The sequence below is a fragment of the Terriglobia bacterium genome, from assembly GCA_020072815.1.
GTDB lineage: Bacteria > Acidobacteriota > Terriglobia > Terriglobales > Acidobacteriaceae > Angelobacter.
In genome coordinates, this window is record JAIQGE010000012.1 from 84,851 (window position 1) to 108,905 (window position 24,055).

General features: G+C 58.7%; 24 protein-coding genes. 7 read left to right on the plus strand and 17 right to left on the minus strand.

From position 1 onward, the window contains the following. Positions 1–78 precede the first annotated feature (78 nt). Complete coding sequence (locus LAO20_15635; protein ID MBZ5532860.1) at positions 79–1,515, minus strand: adenosine deaminase; 1,437 nt, start codon at positions 1,513–1,515, stop codon at positions 79–81. A 90-nt stretch (positions 1,516–1,605) separates the two neighbouring features. Here LAO20_15635 and LAO20_15640 point away from each other — a divergent pair, with 90 nt between their 5' ends. Continuing rightward, positions 1,606–2,448, plus strand: coding sequence for a purine-nucleoside phosphorylase (locus LAO20_15640; protein ID MBZ5532861.1), 843 nt, complete (start codon positions 1,606–1,608; stop codon positions 2,446–2,448). Here the strand turns inward: LAO20_15640 and LAO20_15645 are convergent. Continuing rightward, positions 2,445–3,764, minus strand: coding sequence for a thymidine phosphorylase (locus tag LAO20_15645; GenBank protein MBZ5532862.1), 1,320 nt, complete (start codon positions 3,762–3,764; stop codon positions 2,445–2,447). The two genes, LAO20_15640 and LAO20_15645, sit on opposite strands and share 4 nt — an antisense overlap. 7 nt (positions 3,765–3,771) lie before the next feature. Further along, the gene (gene cdd / locus LAO20_15650) at positions 3,772–4,185 is read right to left on the minus strand and encodes a cytidine deaminase (GenBank protein ID MBZ5532863.1); all 414 of its coding nucleotides are present in this window, start codon (positions 4,183–4,185) and stop codon (positions 3,772–3,774) included. 220 nt (positions 4,186–4,405) lie between these two features. Here cdd and LAO20_15655 point away from each other — a divergent pair, with 220 nt between their 5' ends. Together LAO20_15655 and LAO20_15660 are read left to right on the plus strand one after the other, a co-directional pair. After that, positions 4,406–5,170 (plus strand): sigma-70 family RNA polymerase sigma factor, encoded by a 765-nt coding sequence (locus tag LAO20_15655; GenBank protein ID MBZ5532864.1) that lies wholly within the window; start codon positions 4,406–4,408, stop codon positions 5,168–5,170. A 23-nt stretch (positions 5,171–5,193) separates the two neighbouring features. Beyond that, positions 5,194–5,904: a hypothetical protein gene (locus LAO20_15660; GenBank protein ID MBZ5532865.1), complete on the plus strand. Its 711-nt coding sequence runs from the start codon at positions 5,194–5,196 to the stop codon at positions 5,902–5,904. A 42-nt stretch (positions 5,905–5,946) separates the two neighbouring features. On the opposite strand, the gene LAO20_15665 is transcribed toward LAO20_15660, so the two are convergent. From LAO20_15665 to LAO20_15690, 6 genes are all read right to left on the minus strand, one after another. Then, positions 5,947–8,499 (minus strand): CHAT domain-containing protein, encoded by a 2,553-nt coding sequence (locus tag LAO20_15665; protein ID MBZ5532866.1) that lies wholly within the window; start codon positions 8,497–8,499, stop codon positions 5,947–5,949. Between the two features lie 90 nt (positions 8,500–8,589). Then, entirely contained in the window at positions 8,590–9,573 is a 984-nt protein-coding gene (locus tag LAO20_15670) for a M48 family metalloprotease (protein ID MBZ5532867.1), read from the minus strand. Positions 9,574–9,577: 4 nt separating this feature from the next. After that, on the minus strand, positions 9,578–10,003 hold the full coding sequence (locus tag LAO20_15675; GenBank protein MBZ5532868.1) for a BlaI/MecI/CopY family transcriptional regulator: 426 nt from the start codon (positions 10,001–10,003) through the stop codon (positions 9,578–9,580). A gap of 117 nt (positions 10,004–10,120) precedes the next feature. Next, positions 10,121–10,990: an esterase family protein gene (locus LAO20_15680; GenBank protein MBZ5532869.1), complete on the minus strand. Its 870-nt coding sequence runs from the start codon at positions 10,988–10,990 to the stop codon at positions 10,121–10,123. A gap of 511 nt (positions 10,991–11,501) precedes the next feature. Then, positions 11,502–11,927, minus strand: a complete 426-nt coding sequence (locus LAO20_15685) for a ferredoxin:thioredoxin reductase (GenBank protein ID MBZ5532870.1) — start codon at positions 11,925–11,927, stop codon at positions 11,502–11,504. A gap of 19 nt (positions 11,928–11,946) precedes the next feature. Beyond that, positions 11,947–12,651 (minus strand): SOS response-associated peptidase, encoded by a 705-nt coding sequence (locus tag LAO20_15690; protein MBZ5532871.1) that lies wholly within the window; start codon positions 12,649–12,651, stop codon positions 11,947–11,949. 217 nt (positions 12,652–12,868) lie between these two features. Here LAO20_15690 and LAO20_15695 point away from each other — a divergent pair, with 217 nt between their 5' ends. Then, positions 12,869–13,891: a DUF362 domain-containing protein gene (locus tag LAO20_15695; protein ID MBZ5532872.1), complete on the plus strand. Its 1,023-nt coding sequence runs from the start codon at positions 12,869–12,871 to the stop codon at positions 13,889–13,891. Between the two features lie 210 nt (positions 13,892–14,101). On the opposite strand, the gene LAO20_15700 is transcribed toward LAO20_15695, so the two are convergent. From LAO20_15700 to LAO20_15725, 6 genes are all read right to left on the minus strand, one after another. Then, a complete protein-coding gene (locus tag LAO20_15700; protein MBZ5532873.1) occupies positions 14,102–14,302 on the minus strand; it encodes a cold shock domain-containing protein in 201 nt (66 codons plus the stop codon). Positions 14,303–14,597: 295 nt separating this feature from the next. After that, on the minus strand, positions 14,598–15,572 hold the full coding sequence (locus LAO20_15705; protein ID MBZ5532874.1) for an alpha/beta hydrolase: 975 nt from the start codon (positions 15,570–15,572) through the stop codon (positions 14,598–14,600). Positions 15,573–15,592: 20 nt separating this feature from the next. Next, positions 15,593–16,606 (minus strand): DUF1028 domain-containing protein, encoded by a 1,014-nt coding sequence (locus tag LAO20_15710; GenBank protein MBZ5532875.1) that lies wholly within the window; start codon positions 16,604–16,606, stop codon positions 15,593–15,595. A gap of 249 nt (positions 16,607–16,855) precedes the next feature. Beyond that, a complete protein-coding gene (locus LAO20_15715) occupies positions 16,856–17,191 on the minus strand; it encodes a DUF1634 domain-containing protein (GenBank protein ID MBZ5532876.1) in 336 nt (111 codons plus the stop codon). After that, positions 17,188–17,976: a sulfite exporter TauE/SafE family protein gene (locus tag LAO20_15720; protein ID MBZ5532877.1), complete on the minus strand. Its 789-nt coding sequence runs from the start codon at positions 17,974–17,976 to the stop codon at positions 17,188–17,190. The genes LAO20_15715 and LAO20_15720 overlap by 4 nt, the downstream gene beginning before the upstream one ends. Beyond that, entirely contained in the window at positions 17,973–18,974 is a 1,002-nt protein-coding gene (locus tag LAO20_15725; GenBank protein ID MBZ5532878.1) for an EamA family transporter, read from the minus strand. Before LAO20_15725 ends, LAO20_15720 begins: the two co-directional genes overlap by 4 nt. A 464-nt stretch (positions 18,975–19,438) precedes the next feature. On the opposite strand from LAO20_15725, the gene LAO20_15730 reads away from it, so the two are divergent. Next, positions 19,439–20,347: an IS1595 family transposase gene (locus LAO20_15730; GenBank protein MBZ5532879.1), complete on the plus strand. Its 909-nt coding sequence runs from the start codon at positions 19,439–19,441 to the stop codon at positions 20,345–20,347. Further along, positions 20,340–20,600: a hypothetical protein gene (locus LAO20_15735; protein MBZ5532880.1), complete on the plus strand. Its 261-nt coding sequence runs from the start codon at positions 20,340–20,342 to the stop codon at positions 20,598–20,600. The genes LAO20_15730 and LAO20_15735 overlap by 8 nt, the downstream gene beginning before the upstream one ends. Before the next feature lie 43 nt (positions 20,601–20,643). Here the strand turns inward: LAO20_15735 and LAO20_15740 are convergent, their stop codons facing one another. Further along, positions 20,644–21,555 (minus strand): hypothetical protein, encoded by a 912-nt coding sequence (locus tag LAO20_15740; GenBank protein ID MBZ5532881.1) that lies wholly within the window; start codon positions 21,553–21,555, stop codon positions 20,644–20,646. 402 nt (positions 21,556–21,957) lie between these two features. After that, a complete protein-coding gene (locus LAO20_15745) occupies positions 21,958–22,794 on the minus strand; it encodes a hypothetical protein (GenBank protein MBZ5532882.1) in 837 nt (278 codons plus the stop codon). A 129-nt stretch (positions 22,795–22,923) separates the two neighbouring features. On the opposite strand from LAO20_15745, the gene LAO20_15750 reads away from it, so the two are divergent. After that, positions 22,924–23,991 carry an FAD-dependent oxidoreductase gene (locus LAO20_15750; protein ID MBZ5532883.1) on the plus strand — a complete coding sequence of 356 codons (1,068 nt, stop codon included), beginning with the start codon at positions 22,924–22,926 and terminating at the stop codon, positions 23,989–23,991. Positions 23,992–24,055 lie beyond the last annotated feature (64 nt).

The following is a 24,055-nucleotide window of genomic DNA, read 5'->3' on the forward strand; positions in this document are numbered from 1 at the left end:
TGGCGTGTTGGGGTGGGTAGCGGGAGCCCGCTGCCGAAATCTGAGCGCGTAGCGCCGCCAAGCGCGAAGTCGAAAGACCTAGAATTTGCGCTCAAACTCGGCGAAAGCCTTTTCCAGCGTTTCCTTGGCTTTGGTCTTCTCTTGATCGGGAAGAAAACTGAACGCGAGGCTGGCTCGCGCCATCTTCTTCAAGTCGGCGTAACTGAGATGATAGGTTTCCGCGGCGCGCTGGTATTCCTGGGTCATGTTCGAGCGGGCAACGCCTTCATCGTCAGTGGCCAGCGCCACGGGGACACCAAACTTGAGATACACCGGCAGCGGGTGCCGTGCGCCCGTCACGCCCAGAATCACATCGTTGCTGGTCAGGCAGACTTCCACCAGGATTCGCTCGCGCGCCATCTTCTTGAGCAGTTCAGTGGGATTGGGTTCGCGCATCACGTCCACGCCGTGTCCGATGCGCTCAGCCTGGCCTTTCTCGATGGAAGCGCGAATGTGGAACAGTTCCTCCGGCGCGGCGATCTCCGGCGTCAGCTCGCCGGCATGGAGCGTGATGTGCACCTTGGGGTAGAGCTTGTGGAGGAAGTCCAGCATGTCCATGTGCAGGTTGAAGTCATGGACGGGGACGTACCAGTCTTCGGCCATCACCATATTCAGGCCGACGACGCGCGGATCGCGCGTTGCCATCTCAAATCCGGTGAGCAACTGGGCAAAGACCATTTCCTTCGGGATACCGCGCGCCACCTGGTAGAGATAGCGGGCCTGCACGGCACAACCGGCGTCAGCTTGCGGCTGATCGCAATGCATGATTTGCTTTTCGGCCGCTTCAATCTGGTCCAGGTTCTTGCTGGTGTCGGCGAATACTTTGTCGAGCCCGCCGGCGAGCAGCCCATCGCGCATCTTGACGAAATCGTCATTCCAGCCCAGTTGGCGCCCGAGTCCGGATGCTGCTCCGCCGTCCGGCGTAAACATCAGCTCCATGTATTGCAGGTGCTCAGCGGCCGCGCGGGAGCGCACTTCCGCCAGCATGTCCGCGGTGTGGCCATTGCCGGCGGCGCCAAACTTGCCGAAGGTGGCAAAGAAGTGGTCATGCCCGGACTCTCGCGCCGGGAGCCAGCCGCGCATGGAGAATGCGTCCAAAAGCTGGTTGTAAAGCCCCTGGTCTTGATATGCGGCGCCGGCCGGAGGACGGTCTTTGGTGGCATCGCAAGGTGGCGGCGAAATGGAAGACGTGGGGCGGTCAATGCACAGGCCGTCCTGTACGGCCCACTTCACAAAGCTTTCCGCATACACGGCGCCCGACAAATGATTGTGCAGGTCCGCGCCCTTGGGCATTTGTTTGAGGAAATCCATCAGCAGTGACGGCTGATTGCGCACCGACTCAAAATAGCGTGCTGTTTTTTGTTCAGGACCGGCAGGTGTTTTCTGGATTTTGATGGCCTGCGGCCAGGCCGGGATGGCGGAAAGCAATAGCAGCAGGACGACAACACGGCGGCATACGGAACGAAGTTCTGACATGGACGGAACTATAGCATTTACAATTTGATTTCTAAAATACAGCCGCGGCCTTTACAGGCCGGGGCAGCCATAGGCAGGTCAGCGAGCAGAGTGAGCGACCAATTCAGTCAAGCGGAAGAAGCAGCCAAATTCGTTTTGTCACGCACGCCGTTGCGTCCCAGCGTGGCGGTGGTGCTGGGATCGGGGCTGGGAGGATTCGCCGACGAGATGGCAGACGCGGTCCGCGTCCCTTATCAGGAGATACCTCACTTCGCGCGTTCCACTGCGATCGGCCACGCCGGCCAGTTGGTGATCGGCAACATTGCCGGCAGCCCGGCGGTGGTGATGCAAGGCCGGTTCCATCTGTATGAAGGCTATCCGGCTGAAACCGTCGTCTTCCCTATGCGAGTCTTTGCGCGCATGGGCGTCCGCGCCGCCGTGCTTACCAACGCCGCCGGCGGCATCAAGCTCGAGTACGGACAAGGACGGCTGGTGGTGGTCACCGACCACATCAATCTGCAGGGCCAGAACCCGTTGGTTGGCGCGGAAGATCCACGGCTTGGCGCGCGGTTCATTGATATGACGGAAGCTTATTCAAAGAGCTATCGCCAGATCGCGCTGGAAGCCGGCAAGCGACTGGCCATTGAACTGGGCCAGGGCGTGTATGCCGGGATGCTCGGCCCCAGCTATGAGACTCCGGCGGAGATTCGTTTCTTGCGCGCCATCGGCGCCGATCTGGTCGGGATGTCCACGGTGGCGGAAGTGATTGCCGCGCGTCAGTTGGGCATCAAAGTCCTGGCCATTTCCTGCGTGACCAACATGGCCGCGGGAATCCTGGACCAGCAGATCAGTCACCAGGAAGTGCTGGAGACCGGGCAAAAGATATCCGGGCAGTTCAAGGCCTTATTGCGCGAAGTGGTGCCGCGGATTGCGCAGGATGTATCGAATGCTTAGCTGCTCTGGTCCCCAATAATGCGTTTCACCAGTTGCCTGGTCTGCGTAGGCGGCGTCGCGTCAATCTTGTAGCTTTGCAGAATAAGTGGCCGCGCTTGCTCAAGCCGTTCCTGCGAATTGTAGTAGACGGTGCATAGCGGCTCTCCGGCGGACACCTTGTCGCCGAGCTTTTTATGCACGATGATTCCGACTGCGGGGTCCACAGAATCTTCCTTCTTTTCTCTTCCGCCGCCGAGAAGCACGCAGGCCGTGCCGATTTGCTCGCACATGATGCTGGTAACGTAGCCTGGTCCCGGGCTGGCGATGTCAGCTTGCTGCTTGGCTTGCGGCAGCAGAGCGGGATTGTCCATCACCGCCGGGTTGCCGCCCTGGAGGCGGATCATCTCGCGGAATTTCTCGCGCGCTTTTCCGCCGGCGATAAGCTCTTCTGCCAGCTTTCTACCTTCGTCCACCGTGGCCACGCGTTTGCCCAGCAGGAACATCCAGGCGCTGAGCGCCAGGCAAAGTTCGCGCAGATCGTCAGGGCCTTTGCCGTTGAGGACGTCAATGCACTCGGCGACTTCATTGGCGTTGCCCACGGCCCGGCCCAGCGGCTGGTCCATGTCGGTAATCAGGGCCACGATGCGCTTGCCCAGTCGCTGGCCGGTTTCGACCATCAACTCTGCGAGGAACGCGGCGTCTTTCTCTGACTTCATGAACGCTCCGCTGCCGGTCTTCACATCGAGCACCAGCGCGTCAATGCCTTCCGCCAGTTTCTTGCTCATGATGGACGCGCAGATCAGGTATGGGCTTTCTACCGTGCCGGTCACATCGCGCAGCGCGTAAATGCGCTTGTCCGCGGGAGCAATCTCCGCCGTCTGGCCGATCATCCCCGCGCCGCACTGCGCCAAGACGCGGCGAAATTCGGTGACGGAGAGATTCACGTTGAAGCCGGGGATGGACTCCAGTTTGTCGAGCGTGCCTCCGGTGTGGCCCAGGCCTCGTCCGCTGATCATGGGCACGTACAGACCTCCGGCGGCAGCCACAGGGGCCAGGACGAGTGAAGTCTTATCGCCCACGCCGCCGGTGGAGTGCTTGTCCACTTTGGGCGCGGGAAGGTCGGAGAGGTCCAGCACCTGGCCGGAGTTCAGCATGGATTCGGTGAGCGCGGCCAGCTCGGCGCGGGTCATCCCGCGAATGACAACCGCCATCAGCCACGCGGACATCTGGTAGTCAGGGATGGCGTCGCGGGTGTAGCCGTTGATCAGGAATTCGATTTCTTCGCGCTGGAGTTCGCCGCCATCGCGCTTGCGCCGGATCAGGTCAGTGACGTGCATCTGAAGGTCAGGATAAACGGAAGCTGTGCGGCAGTAAATCCTCAATGGACATCTCTAGATACCCCTGCTGCCCCTTGAAGATGACCACGGCATGGTCGCCGAACTCAAAAATCACCTGGCGGCAGGCACCGCAGGGCGAACATGGAACGTCGTCGCCGGTGACGACTGCCACGGCGCGGATGGAGAGCTTGGCCGCTTTGGTCAGCTGGACGGCGGTGAAGATGGCTGAACGTTCAGCACAATTGGTAAGCCCGTAAGAGGCATTTTCCACGTTGACTCCGGTGAAGACTTCACCTTGGTCGGTGAGCACAGCGGCTCCCACGCGGAAGTTGGAATAACGGGCGTAAGCGCGTTCCAGCGCCTTGCGGGCGGCGGCGATCAGCATTTCGCGGTCTTGCGCCGTAAGAGAACTGGGCGGCATGGCAATGGCTCCAATAGACCCCAATACATTACCACTAGGCACGATCCTTTGTTAAATCAATGATTTGGAGGGATTGAGAGGCTGCTTATGGTCGCCACAAACAGCCCCTGAACCATCCTCAACAAAGAGGCCCAAAAGCACCAAAAAGCTGTTCCGCACGGATTGGTGATGGGTCTTAATCATGTTGGGAGGAATTTACGGCGTGGCTGCGCAGACTACCATGGCACCTTCAATCGGCTCCTTGCGGGCAGAACCTTGCCAGGACTGCTCGCTGGAGCGGGCGGGAGGCGCTACGGCTAGTCACCACACTGGTGAACTGGCGTTGTCACCGGCACGTGGCAACGCCGCTTCACTGGAGGCCCGCAGAAGGGGCGGGGTTGCTATAATCCCGGCGATGGCCTGGGAAGAGCTTGCAGACGAGGCCCTAATCGCAAAATACCGCGAGGAAGCCGACAAGCAGACCGCGGAACAGTATGTAAACGAACTGTTTCGACGCCACCACGTGAAGGTGGCCCGCTGGTGCTTGTCATTCGCGCCGGACCGAGAATCGGCGGCCGACCTGGCCCAGGAAATCTGCGCCAAAGCCTACCAAAAACTCTCCTTGTTCAAAGGAGATTCAAAATTTTCAACTTGGTTGTTCTCCGTGGCCCGGAACCACTGTCTTAATAGTGTGCGGTCGCGAGCCAACGCTCCGGTGATGGAAACTGACGAGACGGTCATGGAAACCCTGCCCGACCTGGTCAGCGACAATCCCCTGAAAACAGTGGAACGCAACCAACTGGCGGGACTTGCGCGCCAACTGATCAATGAAACGCTGGAAGAAACCGAAAAGACGGTCTTCACGCTTCATTATGCAGAAGAGGTCCCCCTGGATGTGATTACCCGCATGTTGAAATTGGACAACGCCAGCGGAGCCAAGGCTTACCTGGTAAGCGCCAAGAGAAAGCTGGAACGAGCCACAAAGAGATGGAAGGCAAGTCAGTAACCCGGGTCCTCAGGAGAAGTAACATGGCCGACAACGCGAACAACACGAAAATCTGGCAGGAAGCAGTATCCGCCACCAAAGATTGTCCTCCAATTGAAATGCTGGAGAACGTGGAGCTGGGCTCCGCCGATCCCAAGGCCCAGCATGTGGCCGGCTGTGCGCACTGCCAGACCGAATTGGCCATGCTGAGAAGCTTTGAAGCAGCGACTCCTTCTGCCGACGAAGGCGCCGCCGTGGCCTGGATCACCGCCCAGTTGCAGCGCAACCAGAATCCTGCTGTTCAACCCAAAGGGAGGGTGCTGGCGTGGCGCAGTTTATTCAAAGTCCCTTACATGGCGGCCGCGGCAGCATTGATCATCGCCATCACTCTGGGAGTATCGCTGTATGACCGTTCCGGCCCGGGGCCGATCAATGGACAGGTGGGCACGGGAAACATGAGATCGGGAAGCATTCATCTGGTCGGTCCGATTGGCAACGTGCCTCAAGTTCCGCAGCAGTTGCAATGGGAAGCCGTTGCCGGCGCCGCCAGCTACACCGTGGAAGTCATGGAAGTGGATGGCCACGTAGATTGGACTGGACAAACGTCTCAGACTTCTCTGGCCGCCGCATCTGAAGTGAAGACCCTGGCCGCGATTCCCCACAAGCCCCTGGAGTGGAAAGTGACGGCATACGACGCCGCAGGCAAAGAGATTGCCGCGTCGGGCGCGCAGAGATTTGAAGTCACAGCGAAGTAGTAAAGCGAGCTGAGCGCAGAACAGCAAATGCCGCAACTCCTTCTAGGACCTGTTCACAGTCCCCTGGACGGTCTCTGCTGATCTGCGCTTGGCGCGAACCTGAAACAACACAAGCACAGCGGCCAGCACAACCAGCAGGGGAAGCAACAGCATTTGCCAGGGAATGAATCTGGGCACGGGATCCATGCCGTCGCCATTCAGGACGAACGCCGCCCAGTATTTGGGATGGCTCAATTCCGTCCCCGATCGCAGGAACTCCAGCTTGGTGAGGCGCAAGGCTTCCGCCTTGGATTTATGCTTCTTCAGCAGGAAATAATAAAACTGCTTCATGAACTCGGCAGTGGGGCCGTCCGGCACGCGCCACAGCGTGGTCAGCGCGGAGCGTGATCCCGCGGCCAGCAGCGCGCGGCTGAAAGCCTGCACGCCTTCGCCCGGCACCAGACGCCCGCGTTCCGTATCGCACGCCGAGAGCGTTGCCAGGTCCACGCCGCGCAGGTCCAGGTCATACAGTTCTTTCAGGAAGAGATAGTTGTTGGGCTCACCCGGCTGGTCGGGCGAAAAAAGCAGTCGCGAGCGCTCCGGGTTGTCCATGTCAGCCACGGCGTGCGTGCTCACGTGCAGCAGTGCGGCGCGCGAACGGGTGGAATCAAAAAAACTCGGCTTAACGTCCTCCGGACCAAGGAACAGCTTGGCGCGACCGGCGCTCATACCGGCAATGGCGCGAATCTCATCTGCCGAACTGGGAAGGCGGCCAAGCTCGCCGCGCGAGGCGCCCACCAGCGAGCTCTCTCCGCTGCCGACTACCGAGGGATCACCGAAGGCCACCAGTTGTCTCTGCCATGGATATCCCAGGCCTGCCGACTTCTGCAAGGCTCCGCGCAAAAGCAAGATCGCGCTGGGCAAATACGTTACGTCGTGACTCTCCAGCACGGCGCTCCCTTGCGAGATCGGCAGGAGTTCGAACGGAACCATGCTGAGGAAGCCGTCCGGCACGATCAGGAGATGGGGGTAGCGGACGTCAGACAGCGGGGCGATTCCGCTGGGCAGCAGCGCGCTGATCTTCTGAAAATCATTCTTCCAGTCCGATCCAAGATTTTCCGGCATGCTGGAAACCAACTGGGCGAGCTGGTCAACTTCGCCTGGCGCGAACTTTTTCAGCGCGATCCCGGTGGAGTCGCGAGTCACCCAGACAGCCGCCACCGCATCTTTGCCTTGCCAGAATTCAACCAGCGCCGTGCCAGCCGGCAAGCGGCCCTGGATTGACGCCACCGTGAGCAAAGATGGCGCTACCGTGCCGGTGAAGAAGCGGTCCTGAAAGACGCGCGCGCGGCTGCGTTCCATGAACTCAAACGCAGCGCCAGAGTCATTGCGGTCCAGCAGCAACTGGATGAGCGCGTCATAAACCTCGCGCTTGTCGGCGAGAAAATCAGTCCGCAAACGCGATAACTGCAGTTTGAAACGCAAACTTTCAATGCGCTTGATGGCGTCACGAAACTTCTGCTCGGCCACGTCCGCGCGGCCCTGGCTTTGCGCGATCTGTCCCAGGGCGTAGAGGGCCTTCCATTGTTCTTCCACCGTGTTCAGTTGCTCAGCAGCAGCCAGCGCAGCTTCCAACTCCTTGGACGCCTCCGGGAACCGTTGCAACTGGCGCAGCGCTTCTCCGCGATAGAGCGTGGTTTGCATGACTTCACGCCGGTTCCCCGTCTTCTCCGCCCGCGCCCGCGCGCGATCAAACGTCTTGAGGGCCTCCTGCGGCTTGCGCAGGTCCATGACCTCGACAATGCCTCGGTTCTTAAGAACGCCGATTTCGCCGTCAGCATCTTTTTCGCGAGCGTAAGCAAGTTCCGCCTGCTGGTAATTGACCAGCGTGCTGTGGATGTCTTCCAAGCGTCGAAACGCCACACCCAGGTTGATGTGCATTTGCGCCACGTCGCGCGGCGAAAGCCCCTGGGCCTTCCCGGATTCGAGGATGTCCTGGTAAATGGCGATGGCCCGGCGGTTATTTCCGATGCGCTGATACAACGTAGCCAGATTGGCCTGCGTGATCTGGCGCCAGAACGCGGTCCACGGCTGGCCCGCGCCTTTCTCCACATACTGCATGGCCGATTCATACGTGCGCAGCGCCTCAGAGTATTTGGCTTCGTAATACTGCACGTTGCCCAGATTGTTGAGGATGAGCACAGCGGTTTGCGGGTCGCTGCCCTCGCCGGCCAGCTTCAAGGCCAGTTCCAGCTCTTCAGCGGCCTCAGGATATTTTCCGGCGTTCAAGAAGGCGAAACCGGCATCATTGCGGGCTTCGGCTTCGCAATTCTTGTCCTGCAATTTCTGGCAAACTCTCGTGCTCTCGCGCGCCAGGGCCACCGCCTGGTCGTAATCGCCGGCGGAATTAGCGATGTCACTCAGATTGTTCAGAACGGTAGCAAGGTCCTGGCTGGGCCCGCGGGAACGAAGCTGCGGCAGAAGGGACTGGAACACTTTCTGCGCTTCGTCCGGGGAGTTTGCGACGCGCAAAGACTTGGCCTTTTCGATCTGGGCTTTGATATCGGACGAAGCATCCTGCGCCGCAGGGGCTGGCAGTCCTGCGGACCAGATCACTGAGGCCAATATCAGGAATGCAAGAAGTCTAGGCACGGTCAGGGCAAGTATATTGCACACGCAACAGGTCAGCTAGCCGAGCGGAGGAGCTCAGCGAACGAGAAATTCCAGAATGTCGTGGATCGCCGGCAGAACAACCGGAACAGCGATGGCATAGCCGAGCACAGCCAGGGTAGCGAAAAGAAGAAGCCGGGCGCTCAGGGGTCCACGTTGCGCGGGCCTGGCCAGATTGCCGCCGCCTTCTTCCAGGAGTTCCTGCAAGTGCATGACGCGGGCTTCCAGTGAGCTTCCGCATGGAAGCAGATGGGAAGCTGCCAGAGGACCCATGGGCAACGGAGGCCGGCTGAGTCGCCCAACCTTGACCAGGGCCGATGACAGGTCCAGCGCCGAAGCGCCCGCGGTCAAAGCAGCTTGATCGGCGGCGACTTCTGACGCTTGGGTCCACGCGGTGTCCACGGCGCGGACCATTGTGATTTGCTCCGGCAGCCGGGTGATTCCCAGCAGCAGCCGGCGCAGGTTATCAAAAGATTTTACGTGGGCCATCTCATGGGCCAGCGCCGCAGACAACTCCTCGGCGGAGAGCGTTTCCAAGATTTCTTTAGCAATAAATACCCGGGGACGCAGAAACCCTGTAACCGCCAGGAGTGAAGCGCAGCCTGCAACCCGGTAGATGGGAAATGTCATGCCGGGGAGGTGCAGAGGCTCGCTGTTCGCCAGCCACTGATCCTGCGCCAGGCGCGTGGCGCGAAGAATACGCAAGCCGCGGACCAGCATGACGATCAGCACCAGAGCGCCAGCCGTCGCCAGGGCCGCCAGCCGCAGACTCATGCCTTCACCGGTGGATGCCGGTTCAAACTCCACAAAGGCCGGCAAGACAAATCCCACCGTCACCAGTGAGGCCAAGGCCAAGGGCAGCATGCGGATGGCAAACAGCAGATTGGCGCTGTGCGCCGGCGCGATGGCCCCTGCCCGCTGGCGGAAAAGTTTCACCGCAGGCAGGCAAAGTATAGAGGCGGCGGCCAGCACGATGAACAGGACCGCCAGGCAGAGCGCAATCGCCAGCGCGTAAAACATGGGGCTACTCCGGACGGCGCAGCGCGCGCCGCTTGGCTTTCACCAGTTGCTCCAGACGGTCGAGCATCCGCTGGTCGCGCTCACTCACGGCGTCCACAAAACTGGAAAGGACCGCCTGGCTGTTAACGCCTTCATGCAACACCATCCCGAACAGATGCTGCGCCACGCGCTCCTGGTATTCCTTCTCCGTGAACGCGGGGACATAGAAATAGGCTTTGCCCACTTTGCGCCGCTGCAACAGGCCCTTCTTGTAGAGACGATCCAAGGTGGTCATCACCGTGGTGTAGGCCAGGCGGCCAGAGAATTCCTGATGGAGATCGCGGACGCTGATCTCGCCGCGCGCCCAGATGCGCTCCATGACCTCCGACTCCAGCTTTCCCAGTTGGTCCACGGCGGCGGAGCGCGCTCCAAAATGTCGTTTCAGCCACATGAAGAAAGAGTCTTGTTTGCCAGACTCACTTTATCAGAAGGCCGGGGCGGCGTGGAAATGAAAAGCCCGCTTGCAGCAAAAGCCCGTTCGCTGTTCCAAGAGATGGCCGAAGAGGCTTCAGTTCGCTTTGGCCATATGCTCAACCAGGCTTGCGAAGATGCGATCTAAATGGGCGTTCCACTGGTTCCAGTCGTGCCCGCCGGGATTGACGTGAAACTCGTAGCGCAAATGGCGCGGATCCAGCAGCAGCGCGAACTTGCGGTTTGCCGGCAACAGACCTTCTTTGTCGCCGCATGAGAGATACAGGTATGGGACCTTGGCTGGCTCGGCGGACCGGGCCAGGACGAAGGGATCGTTGTCCCGTCGCGTCTGGCTTCCCCACGGGCCAAAGATGGAACTGTGATGGCGCCACTGGTCAACGCGCTTGATGGAAAACGGACGGCTGGGAACGTCAATGGCCGGGCTGACGCCAGCAGCAAAGAAGAACAAGTCAGGATGTTTCAACGCCATGTTCACTGCGCCGAATCCGCCCATCGAGACACCGATGATGGCGCGGCTGGCGCGGCCGGGAGCCGCGGGAAATTTGCTCTCAACATCAGCGATCAGATCATGAACAATGTAGTCTTCGTATCGTTCCTGCTGATGATCGGCGGAATTGGTGTAGTAAGAAGAATGGCCTTCCGGCATCACCAGGATCAAGCCCCGTTCGGCAAAGTGAGGCTCGGCGAAACGCGCAACGTCGGAGTCGTTCGACCAACTGCGAAAACCTTCGCCCCCACCATGGAGCAAATAAACCACAGGCAGCTTCTGGCCCGAGGAAATCTTGGCAGGCAATATGACGCGGTATGGCATGTCGCGATTGAGAGCGGCGTTGTGGAACGTGACATCGCGCATTATCACGCCGGGAGTGAGGCGGGGATGATCCGGCGGCGACGACGCGTTCTTGGTACAACAGACCAGCAGCGCCAGGGCGATCAAAGAGAGCATGGGCGCATACAGTGAGCGCGATCGAATCAAGTGGACACTTCGCTGCGTAGGTGTATCTGTCATAATGAGGATGGCTCTAGCAGTCTGCCCGATAAGAGATAGGCGCACTTGCGTGTCTGTAAATGTTAGCCTCTCGCAGCAGGTTCTGGAGGAGCAACTGTGATTTGGATTAAAAGACTTATCGTAGCATCGCCTTTTATGGTTGCTGCTGTTTTAACCATACTCATAAATGTAGCTGACCGATTTCACTGGCGACATGAACACATCGCCGGATATGGCTTTCTATTTGGCGCACCTTGGGCTTGGCTTCTAGACCGCAGCTGGTTCGGAAGCGTTCACCCGCGATGGTTGGAAGCACTCATCGGTCAGTGCGTTATTCTGTGGGTTCCTGCCATCCTTTACTCTGCTTGCCTGTGGCTGATGCTTCGCGGCATCGGCTTTGTCGCTCATCGAGCGTCCCCGATAGGGGTGCCGTTCACGGGCAGTTGTTGGTACCCATGTCGAGAGAGAGTCACGAAGGCCTTTCTTTCCGCTCCTTCTCGCGTTCGGCGGCTTTATCGCGCAGGGCGCGGCCTTTGTCCGGAGTGGGATCAGGCACCAGGCCGTAGGCTTTGCGTCCGTCGTGGTCTTCAGGGAGGTATTCGGTGATGGGCAGGCCATCTTTGTTCACGAACAACAGACAGTGGCAGTACTTGTAGATCTGCATGTCATCGCAGGCGCAAATCCATGTGCGATGGGTGATCTCTTCTTTCTTGTCGGGATAGAAACGGCAGGGACAGAGCGGCTTGCCCAGCGTGTCAAGATGCTTGGCCAGCCCGACGACCACGCATTCCAATACTTCCGGGTCAGGGTGGGTGGTGGTGCCGGATTTCTCGCAGTATTTTTCAACGAACTTGCGGATGCGCTGCAAGGATTGCTCAGTGGCTTTGTCGCTCATGCCGTGGTTGCCTTTCGCGTTAGTCGAAGAGGGTCATTCGTTGCGCAGGCGCCAAGACAATCTCCGCCGCGCACTCCGGATCATCATACTTCACGTTGTTCACGCGCGTGCTGACCGGATACTTTTTCATCAAGCGGGCATCGAACGGCTGGAGCAGGCGGGCGACGCGCGCTGGATCAGTCACTCCGGGGTCGAGCCATAGGTCGTAGTCGCCGGGGCGCAGGATGACCGGCATGCGATCGTGGATTTCGCGCACCAGCGCGTTGCTGTCAGTGGTGAGAACGGTACAGGTTTCCAGCAGGTCGCCCGCGGGGCTGCGCCAGCGGTCCCACAGTCCGGCAAAGGCGAAGACGGAGCCATCCGCCATGCCGATGTTGTAGGGCTGCTTGCTCTTGGCCAGCTTCTGCCATTCATAGAAGCCGTCCGCGGGAAGCAGGCACCGGCTCTTGCGCATGGCTTCACGAAACGCAGGTTTTTCCGCGGCAGTTTCCGACATGGCGTTGACGGTCTTGAAACCAATCGCGGGGTCCTTGGCCCAATACGGAATCAAGCCCCAGCGCAGCAGGCTGAAGCTGCGCTTGGGTTCGGACGGATTCTGGCGGACCGCGAGCACCGGCTGGCTGGGTGCAATGTTGTAACGCGGCGCCCACTCCAGCTCGTCTTCAATGCCGAAGTGGTCGCGCAGGTAGCGCTCTTTGGCCGTGAGTCGGTAGCGTCCGCACATGTGTATTTAGGATACGGCAAGCTCACCGGCGTTGCCCAATCCGCATCTTCGCTCTTGGCATTTCGGCGCTGGCAAGCAACGCAAAATGGGAGCACAATAGCAGTAGTTTGACGTTTGCATCCGGCTCGCGTTCGGATAACGGATGGAGCGTGCGGACGTCAATATTGAGTGGGTTTCTGCAAAACGCGCCGGTCAACAGTTGGCTTGAGGTGGCTCCATGAATCGCAGACGATTTCTCCAAGACGCAACAACCCTGGGAGGCGCGGCGTTGCTGGCGCCCTCGCTCCTGAAGGCGTTGGAATTCGCTCCCGCGCCGGGCACGGTAGCACGCGTGGCTTTTGTGAAAACTACGGATCGCGCGGCGGGCGTGAGCCGGGCCATTGACCTGCTGGCCAAGGACAAGTTTCACGGCAAAGACCTTTTCATCAAGCCCAACTTCAACAGCGCGGACGTGACCCCCGGCTCCACACATGAAGACACCTTGGCCGCGGTGGTGCGCAAGTTGAAAGCCCTGGGCGCCGGGCCGCTGACCATCGGCGACCGCAGCGGCATGGGCAACACGCGCGAGGTCATGGAGAAGAAACACGCCTTCGTGATGGGCAAAGAGCTGGACGCCAAAGTGGTGGTGTTCGACGAACTCGGCGCCGGCGACTGGGAGCTGCTGAAGCATCCTGACAGCCACTGGCAACAAGGCTTCGCCCTGCCGCGCGTGGTGCGCAAAGCCGGCGGCGTGGTGCAAACCTGCTGCCTGAAGACGCATCGCTACGGCGGGCATTTTACTTTGTCGCTGAAGAATTCCGTGGGACTGGCGGCCAAGCTGGTTCCAGGCGACAGCTACAATTTTATGCGCGAACTGCACTCGTCATCGAACCAGCGGCGGATGATCGCCGAGATCAACGCCGGGTACAAGCCAGACCTGATCGTCCTGGATGGCGTGCAGGCATTCGTGAACGGCGGTCCGGACCAGGGCAAGCTGGTGAGCGCCAACGTAATCCTGGCAGGGACAGACCGCGTGGCCATTGACGCCGTGGGCGTGGCCTTGCTGCGCTACTTTGGCACCACGCCGGAAGTGAGCCAGGGCGCCATCTTTGATCAGGAGCAGATTGCGCGCGCCGTGCAGCTGGGCATTGGCGTGGGCAGCCCCAAGCAGATTGAGTTGGTCACCGGCGACAAAGAAAGCGCCGAGTACGCCAAGCCAATCCGCGCGTTGCTGGATGGAGCGCCGGCCAAAGCTGCCTGACGCCGAGTATCCATCAACCAGAAGAGATCCTGCAGCGAACTTGCCTTGCGACGACGGCGGAAAATCGTCCTGAACGACAAAAAGCGGCACATGGCCGCTTTTTAGATTGCCGCCTGGCTGAAGAACCAGGCGGCGGTGTTTCATTGCGAGCTGAACGAACTGACGGAGCCGATCTTCATTGCTTCCGTCTGCAGCGCGGTTGCGCGAGAGTTAGAGGACGCGAACGTTCTCTGCCTGCCAGCCCTTTTGACCTTTGGTTACAGTGAATTCAACAGCCTGTCCTTCTTCCAGGCTGCGGTATCCGCCGCTCTGGATGGCGGAAAAATGCACGAAGACATCTTCTCCGCTCTGGCGTGAAATAAAACCAAAACCTTTTGCGGCGTTGAACCACTTTACTGTTCCTTGTTCCATTTGTTTCTTTTTATCCTATTGTTTGATTTGACGCTGGAATTAAATATCGAAGTGTTCGGCAGAGCGAGGGTTGTCGCGATTGCAGAAGATCAACCATTCAATTTCTAACGCAATTACATCATACCACACTTTCGGGTGGCGGGTTAGTCTAGGTTTTTCACCACTTTCCTCTGGCCTTCATCGCTATCGCGATGACGTCTGCCTAAAGGCCCGCAATTCGCAAGCGAATCGCTAGACGCTGATACGGGTAGTGGCTCAGTCGAAACTGACCCACAAACCCACTTTCGCCCGATTTTCATCCTTCTTTTAGCCCGGCGGCCACAAAGCCCGCCACTTCCCGCAGGGCCAGCATGGCCTCCGGAATCAGCCCCACGGCCAGGGGCCAATCATGCGGCAGGCCGGGATAAGCACGCAGCTTGCTCGGGACGCCGCAGCTCAGGGCCTTTTCGTGCAGACGAGCGGCATCGTCGAGAAGCATCTCGCTGGCGCTCGCCAGAATGAATAAAGGAGGCAGGCCGCCAAGGTCGGCAAACAAGGGCGAAGCTTCTTCCGCCTCCGCGGGCGCGCCGTTCAGGTAGAGCGACGCAAAGTTGGCGATGTCGCTGGGCCGGAACATGGCGCATGACTCGGCGTTGCGATACGCAAACTTTCCGGTCAAATCCACCCAGGGAGAAAGACACGCCGCACACGCCGGCAGAGGCTGCTTTTCCCGGCGCAGCCGAAGCAACGTGGCGACAGTCAGGCCGCCGCCGGCGGAGTCGCCCGCAATGGCGATGTTGCGCGGCGCAAAGCCCTGGCTTAAAAGCCAGCGATAGGCCGCCGACGCGTCGTCCACGGCGGCAGGGAACGGATGCTCCGGCGCCAGACGATATTCCAGAGAAAAGACGCGCTGCCCCAGCAGGCGCGCCAGGTTCGCCGTGATAGGCCGGTGCGAGCGCGGAGAACAACTCACGTAACCGCCGCCGTGCAAATAGAGAAGAACTTTTCTTTGTGGCGCGCCTGATTTGGGGACGAGCCACTCGCCGCGAACTCCGCCCTCGCTCACGCTGGTGACTTCAAGGCCGTGCAAATGGAGAAAACTCATGAACCCGGGACTATTGAAAAACCGTCGCGCCCAGCGCAGGGCGTCCTGCGGGCCGCGGCGCGGCCAGCCCTTCAGCACGCGCCGGACGATCGCCGTGAGGATGCGCGCACGCAGGCTCGGTGGAGGCGGCGGGGCTTCTGCGGCGAGCGACCTTGCGTTTTGCGGAACGTTGATGGATGCGTTCATCACTCTCTGACTCAGCGACGTTATTCAGGCACTCCGTTGGGGAACAGCTTCTGCAAAAACTCTTTGTCGGCGACCATCGGCTTGAAGGGAGCGTAGTCGGCTTCTTCCTTCCAATCTTTGTTGAAGGCCGTCGGATTCAGCGCGCGGGCCTTGGCGAACTCATCCAGCGCCGCCTGCTTGTCGCCCGCCAGGTAATGAACAAACGCAACGTTCATGTGAATGCCGTAATTGTTCGGCGCGTACGACGCGGCTTTCACCCCGGCGGCCTGGGCTTTCTTGGCATCCATCGCGCCCGACTCCGGCAGCGCTTTGTACATTTGATCAACGCAAATGTAAGCAAGGTTCAGGTCGAGCAAGCGGCGCAGTTCGGCGAAGGGGTCCGTGCTGTCGTCCACGTTGATGTAAACGTAGCGGTCATTGTTGATGTTGCGCCCGCCGCGCTTGCGGACGACCAAAATGGAAGCCGACTGGCGGCCGCGTGCGTCGCCACCGGCGGCGTCTCCGGCTTTGAGCGCGGCGAAGAGTTTTTCCGCCAGCTCGCCGGACGTGGATTCAAACGCTTTGCCCATGGCCTCCGGCACCTGCGGCCCGACCAATATATTTCCCTGCGCCGACCAGGTTTTGCCCTGGCGGTCGCCTGCCCACTTGGGCGCGTTTGGCCCGGTGTAAGCGGCCACGTTACCTTTGGCGTCCACGATTGCTACCTGGCGTCCGTCTTTGCCTTCGAATTTGTCGTCAGCCAGAATCTTCTTGAGGACTTCCGGGGCGGACATTCCGTTGCGAAGAAGGTCAATCGCCTGCTGCCCGTAGCCGACGTTGACGTTGGCCTGCGTGGCGACCGCGCCCACGTCCGCCATGGCCCACGGCACCACCGAGCCCACGGAGAAATAGCGCGACGCCACGGCGATTCCCAGGTCTCCGTTTTGCGGGTCAATGGCCACGATGGAGAAGGTGGAGACCGTGGGGAGAGTTTGAGGGAAAGCGAAAGTTGAAACGCTCAATAAGCAAAAGAGAATGACAAAACGAGTTTTCATGTTGGTGTTTCCTATTTCGCGCTGGGTCTAGTTTCTTGGTGCCGCCCCTACGGGGCTCAATCTCTTTTCTCGTCTACCCAGGCCTCCCGGCCTGGGCTAACTCATTTCGCGCCTACGGCGCTGGAGCATCGTGTTGCATGCATCGTCGTCAGAGTCCGCCGGCACGTGGTAAAGTCTACTCAGGCCTCCCGGCCTGGGCTAACTCATTTCGCGCCTACGGCGCTGGAGCATCTTGGGGCAACTAGTTTGTCACACTTTGATGCCCAGGGCGTAGGCCAGCACCATGATTCCCAGCACCACCAGGGAGACCAGCGCGTATTTCCAATCGCGCTCATGGACGAATTGCGCGCCCGCAACCACAATGCGCACCACCGGCGTCGCCAGCAGCACCAGTAATCCGGCCGCGGCAATTTTTGCTGAGCCGGGAACAAATGGCAATAAAACCAACCCGGTGACAATCAGCACAAACGCGGTGTAGGCCCCAATCTTCAGGGTCAACGCTACCACGCGATCAGCGGCGGGATCGGTGCGGTGCGGCGGCAGTATTGGCGGCGGCGTTTGCGGCGACTGGGGCGTCGAGTTCAATGCACGCCTCCGGTCATGATGCGGTAGAACATCTGCACGCCCAGCCAGCCCAGCAGGACCACCAGCAGCATCAGGACGTACGCCGGACGGACTTTGGGCGCCAAGCGCGCGCCCAGCAGCGATCCCGCGAAGACGCCCGCCACCAGCGGCGTGGCCACGGCGGTGTTCACGTCGCCGCGTCCCCAGTAGATCAGCGCGCTGGTGGCGGCGGTAACGCCGATCATGAAGTTGCTGGTGGCCGCGGCCACGCGCAGCGGAACTTTCATAAACAGGTACATCACCGGGACTTTGATTGGCCCGCCGCCAATGCCCAGCAGCCCGGAAAGTCCTCCGGCAACAAACGACGCGCCCAATCCCAGCGGATAGTTGTGGACGGTGTAGTCGCCGGGCGTCTCCGGAACCTTCTCTTTGCGCGTGCCCCAGGCCTTCTTCACCAGGGACAGCGCCGTGTACGTCAGGAAGCTGGCAAACAACAGCGCCAGGGTCCGGCGATTGATGCTGGGCGCCAGCAGGGCGGCGATCATCGCACCGACGGTGGTGGCAATCTCCAAGGTCATGCCCAGGCGAATGTCGGTTACATGGCGCTCCACAAAAAGAGACGAGGTCGCGGTGGACGTGGCGATCACCGCCACCAGCGTCACACCGATGGCTTGCTGCAACGGCAATCCAAAATAGATGGCCAGGAGCGGCGTGATGATCACGCCTCCGCCGACGCCGGCAACGGCGCCAAAACCGCCGGCAAAGAAGCCGATGGCCACCAGGGCCAGCAAGATTCCCAGACTCATTCGGAGTTCCTTTGAACGGCTGGCCTTTGAACTGCTGGTTCTTGGCTTGCTGCCGCTTCTTCCTGGCTTATCAAGACCCTGCCGCTTGCGTCTTTCGGTTGTTCGTTTTGATTGCGCGCCAAAAGCACGGCGCCCACCGCGCCCAGAATTACGATGATTGCCAGCGCAACCAAGAGCGGTACCGGCTCCTGCCGGATCAACGCGCCTTCCAGGACGGCAATCACGGGGACGATCAGGCTGATGGTGGAGAGTTGATAGGGCTGCATTTTTTTCAGCAACCAATAATAAATGACGAAGGCGGCGCACGAGCCAAACAAGGTGAGGAAGACCATGGCCCACAGCGCCGGATGGGTCCACACCGCGTGGCGATGGGCTTCCAGCGCCCAGGTGGCCCACGCCAGCATCACGCCGCCGAACAACAGTTGCAGCGCCGTGGCCACCACGGAGTCCACGTCGTGCAAGCGAGCTTTGGCGTATATCGCGGACCAGGAACTCATCAGCATGGCCAGCAGCACCGCGGCTCCGCCCATCATGGCCCGCCCGCTGTAGCTCAGACCGTCAATGAAAACGGTGAGCAGACCGCCAAAGGCAACCACCATGGCGAACACCGCGCGTCGCGGGACGGTGCGATGGGTCATCATCGGCGTGAACAGGGCCACAGCCAGGGGCATGGCCGAATAGAGGACGGCGGTCATCGAAGACGTGACGTACTGTTCGGCCCAAAACAGCAGCCCGTAGGGGATGGCAATCATGGTCACGCTCAAGACCAGCAACGCGATCCATTGGCCGGGATCACGCGGCCAGCGTTTCCTTTGCGCTGCGGCCAGCGCCGTGAGCAGAGCAGCTGCGGCAAAAAAGCGGATGGCCGCGGCTTCCAGTGGAGGAATGTCCTGCACCGCGATGCGGATGGCCAGCCAGGTGCTTCCCCAGATCAGGCAAAGCGCAACATAGCCCACCAAGTGGCTGCGGGGAAACGATGGCTGGTCAGCGCGGGTCATGAAGTAACAGTGTAATGGACGGCGAGGGCGGGCTGCGGGCGCGCACGAATCCGGGCGATGAACCATTTCGCGCTTGACATGGCGAACAAAACACGTTAATATGGGCAAAGGCCAAATCGGCCACCAGCGGACTGGCTGGAGCGATCTTTGACAACTGAATAGGAAAGCACTTAGGAGTTGGAAAACTGCAAACCCGCTGGTTTACCGCAAAAGACGCTAACTACGCAAAGAACCAAATGGTTAAGCGATTAAATTTACTCTGTGGGATGATTATTCACTTGACAAAGGGTGCCGTCTTTGGTAACGTTTTTAATCATGGACGTTACCCATTTCCTTTCTTTGGCTTATCGGTTTCTGACTCGCGTAGCATTCTGCGAAGGTCGCGCTTTATCCCTGCGACCAGTTTACGGGTCGGTACTCGCTCCAAAGGCGACTTGGGTTTCTTCTGCTTACGAGGCTGCATAATGACCATCCCTGAAATCAATATTCTTTTTCCTACAGATGCACGTTGCCGTGCGTTGCTTCAACGTCTGCGCTGGCCGGAAGGTGTTATGTGTCCGCGCTGCAAAGACACGCGAGTTTCTGTGCTTCAGGACTATGGCCGGTTTGAGTGTGTTGGATGTGAGTACCAGTTCACGGTTACCAGCGGAACTATTTTCCATGACTCTCACTTGCCCCTTACAAAGTGGTTTCTTGCCGTCCTGCTTCTGGTTGAAGCCCGTAAGGGAATCAGCGCGAAACAGTTGCAACGCACAATTGGCATGGGCTACAAAACCGCGTGGTATCTGTGTCACCGCATCCGGAAAGCTATGGCCGGAGCGCACAAGCCCATGCTGGACGGAACGATTGAAATGGACGAAACCTATGTGGGTGGAAAGCAACGCGGCCTTGGGCACGGATGGCGCACACGCAAAACAAAGCAAGTAGTCATTGGAATCAGACAGCGCAGCGGAGACGTGCGATTTTTCCATGCAGAAGACGCCAAAACCGGAACCCTGGCCAAGTACATCAAAGAAAATATCAGCACAGATGTGGACGTGATCGTGACTGACGATCTCCCTGCATATCAGAAAGCCGTTGGAAAAGCCAAACATGAAACCGTCAATCACACAGCCAAGGAATATGTTCGCGGAGACATTCACACGAACACGGTGGAATCCGCATTCTCTCTCTTGAAGCGCGGCATTATTGGTACGTGGCATAAAATCAGCGCGAAGCATCTCGCCGCATACCTTGAGGAAATGGAATTCCGATTTAACCGCCGGAAGCGCTCCGATTTGTTTGTTGATACCTTGCGTCATATGATTACAGCCAATCCGTTAACTTTTGAAAATTTAACTGCTGCGTCTAAAGAGGAACCTGTGCATGGATAATGAAACTCTTCGAGCCATATTTCAGATGTTCGGCGACAAACTCTACGACTTGCAGGTAGGCTTTGCTGCCATGTTCAACATGTGCATAGATCACCATGCATTCACAGAGCGGGCTTTTCTGGCGGAGAAGGGCCGACTTGAGGCTCTTCCCGATTTTCAGAAGCTTCGAGAAACTTTGGAGAAGCTGCGTAGCTCCAAGGAGGAGGCAGACTTTGAATCATTTCTGCGAGCCTACAAAGGGCCTGTTCAATAGTCCGTCTTCTAGGATTCAGCCAACGTATAATCTGTAAGTTCATTTAGGGGAGACCTCGTTTCGCATCTCGGGTTTTTGTTTCAGAGAGTTTTTTACGTTCCCGCCGTTGTTGCATTTTCTTAAACACTTTATTGACTTGATCTGTGAACGCTGGACCGGGCGATTCCAGCTTCTTTGAAAATGATTGGATAGTCTCAGATACCTTCATGCGTTGAATTAGAATTTGCATTGAGGAATCAAATGTTTTTAGTGCAGATTCGGCGGATTCAGATGTAGCACTAGGCCGAGATATAGCCAATAATAAATCCGATACAGCTTCATCAATGTCTGCGGATTGCTGCTCGGCAATAGTGATTTGATAGGTTTCTACGCTGCTCATTTCGCCGGTTGCCATCAGTTTTACAAACTCACTATCTCCACCACAAGCATCGTCATAACTCTTGATTCTTTGGAGAGCGTTTATGGCAATCGTCAAAACTTCATCAAAATCTTTGTCTGACTCTTGGTAAAGGGAGCGAATGAGATAGTGTGCTAAATATGCACCAGCCCCTACACAATCGTAACCGCGTAATTCATTAACGGCAGTGTCTTGAGTAGTAAGTAATTTTAAGCCGCCTGATGGAGACCAGAGGCCAATTAGGTATTGGACTTCCGGCTTGTCGGGATGGGGAAAGAGATATCCATGATGCAAAGTTCTCACAGTATCTCTTACAATCTTGGCCATCCCCAGCGTAGTACGTTTTGCCGCTGGAATAGCCTTAATGCCAGATTCAATCGCCTGCATACCCATTCGTGCATACATCACATCGCCAGCAATAACGATTACAGACTTGGAACCATCGCTATAAGTTTCATGGAATATCTTGGAGGCTGATAGTTTCATCTGCGCTGAATGCTTTTTGTCGGCACATAACAGAATTCCATCTTTAAAAATGAACCCTGCGGCTATCGTCACGGGAGTCCTCCAAGGCAGCGGTCTTTCTTGCCGTCTCCTTGGATAATAGGCACAGTTGTCCCCTTGGTCAAGTGAATAATCCTGCTCTGTGGTAAACAGTTGGGTGACCGTTGGGTCGAATAGCGCAACCCCTTTGTTTGCAGCAGAGGGCTATGGGGAGGGGTGGGCGGTGGATTGTCCAAGCGGTAATTAACGTTCTAGTAAACCGGGATCACCTGGGGTCAAGTCGTGTAAGCCCTTTAGAATCCTAGTTGAAGGCAGAGGGGGCTGGGGTAGGCAATCGCCGAGATCGCACGTGATCGCCGTAATCGGGAAGAACACCGCCAAGGGCGTCGCATCGGAGACGTGGCAGTGCCACGTCTTCTGGCAAGAGTGCGGTCTTTATCCGTGACGCCCGCTTCCCTACTGCGGAGTCGCCGGGTGGCTGGGCAGCTGCGTGGTGGCCACGTTCTTGGGGGTGGAGAGATACCCGATGACCTGGTCCTTGGTCACGGTGTTGATCACCACTTCAAATAGCGCGCGCTCGCGTCCGGTATAGAACTGCAAAGGCTCGTTGATGTTGCGGTCTTTCTTTTCGATCTTCTTGTCCTCGGCCAGCACGTTCAGCGTGAACTTGCTCTTCTTGGGATCAGTCTTCTTCAATTCCAGGCTGATGATGGAGACGTGCGTGGGCGCTTTGCCTTTGTGCAGCGTGAATTCAAAGTAGTCGCGGTCGCCGCGATGCTTGAGGAACTCCAGTTCGTCATGCGAAGTGGCGATCAGTTCGCTGTGCTTGTTCAAGTCGCCGATGGCGTGTTCCAGCTTGCCCTTGGTGGTGGCCAGGTCAGCCTTGGTGTCGGTGACGTCGGCGCTCACCTTGCTGACTTCGCCCTTCACGCCGCTGACTTCGCCCGCCACCTGCCCGAATTGCTGCTTGGTGGATTCTTCGTCGGCCTTGAGCCGCGCCTGCGTGGCCTGTTCCTGTGCCTGCAGGTCGGTGGCCTTCTTGCTCAACTCTTTGTGGGTCATGCCGACTTTGTCGGCCAGCACGTTCACCTGGGCCTGCGTCCGGCCGGTGGTGTCCTCCAGCCTCTTGGCGATCTCTTTCAGGGTCTTTTTCTGGTTTTCCTCTATATCGTTGAGACGGTTGTGGGCCTGGACCATAAAAATGACAGTCCCCACCATAAAGATGCCTGCTACTACCATCAAAATGTTGCGGACCATAGGACTGCCGCCGTCGCCCTGAGGCATATCGGACATAGATTCTCCATTCGAAAACAGGTTTTGGGGAGGACTTGAGACATTGTTCAAGAGAATTTGCTTTGTGTCAATGTGACGAGGGGAGCTGGTGATGAAGGGAGCGCGGTGACGCGTTGTTAGAATATCCACGTGAAATGCTGGGACGCGATTATCGCCGGCGCGGGCATCATTGGCGTGGCCACGGCGCTGGAGCTGCGCGAGCGCGGCGCTGAAGTGCTGCTGCTGGACCGCGGTGAGCCGGGCCGCGAAGCTTCGTCCGCCGCGGCCGGCATGCTGTGCGGGGTTGATCCGGAGACGCCCTTGCGCTTGAGGGACATGGCCCGCGAATGCGCGCGGGTTTATCCGGGCTTTGTGGCGAAGGTGGAGGGCGCTTCGGGAATTCGCGTGGACCATCGCCGCCAGGGAACGATTGCGCTGGATCCGGAAGACGGTGATGCTGCGCTGCCTGAAGAATTCCGCGCGCTGTCTCTCGCCGAGTTGAGCGATCTGGAACCTGCTCTCCAGTCGCGTAATCTGAAGGCGTTTTTTGTCCAGGAAGACTGCGTTGATCCTGATTTGCTGATGCAGGCCCTTGTGCGAACCGCCGAGTTGAGGGGAATAGAAATCAGAAGAGGCGTCGCCATGCGGGAGATGCGCGCGGTTCCGGGGCGAAGTACGGGAGGTCTGATCGAAGTGGTTACCAACGCTGGGCCGCTCGTCGCCAAGGCAACGGTGAACTGTTGCGGATCGTGGTCGGGTGCGCCGGTCGCACCACGCAAGGGCCAGATGCTTTACGTGCAGCCGCAGCGCGCCGGATTGATGCAACACGTGGTGCGCGCACCGGATTCCTACATGGTCCCGCGCAGCAACGGCAAGGTTCTTCTCGGCACCACGGTGGAAGATGCCGGGTTCGACAAGAGCGTAGTGCCTGCCACCATCCAGAAGCTCCACGCGGCCGCTGCGCGCTACTTTCCTGAACTGGCCTCGGCCCCGGTGACCGCCACCTGGACCGGGCTACGCCCCGGTTCGCCCGACGATCTGCCGCTTATGGGCGAAACCGAGACACCGGGCGTCTTTGTGGCCAGCGGACACTTCCGCAACGGCATCCTGCTGGCGCCTTTGACCGCGCAAATCATGGCCAATCTGGTGATGGGCAAGCCTCCGGGGACGGACATCTCAGCGTTTTCGCCGCTGCGCTTCGCGGGCAAAGACCAATAAGGCGGAGAATGCTCTCAAAACAAAACTCCTCCCTGCCGCGAATCCGTGAAAAAATAGCGGTGTG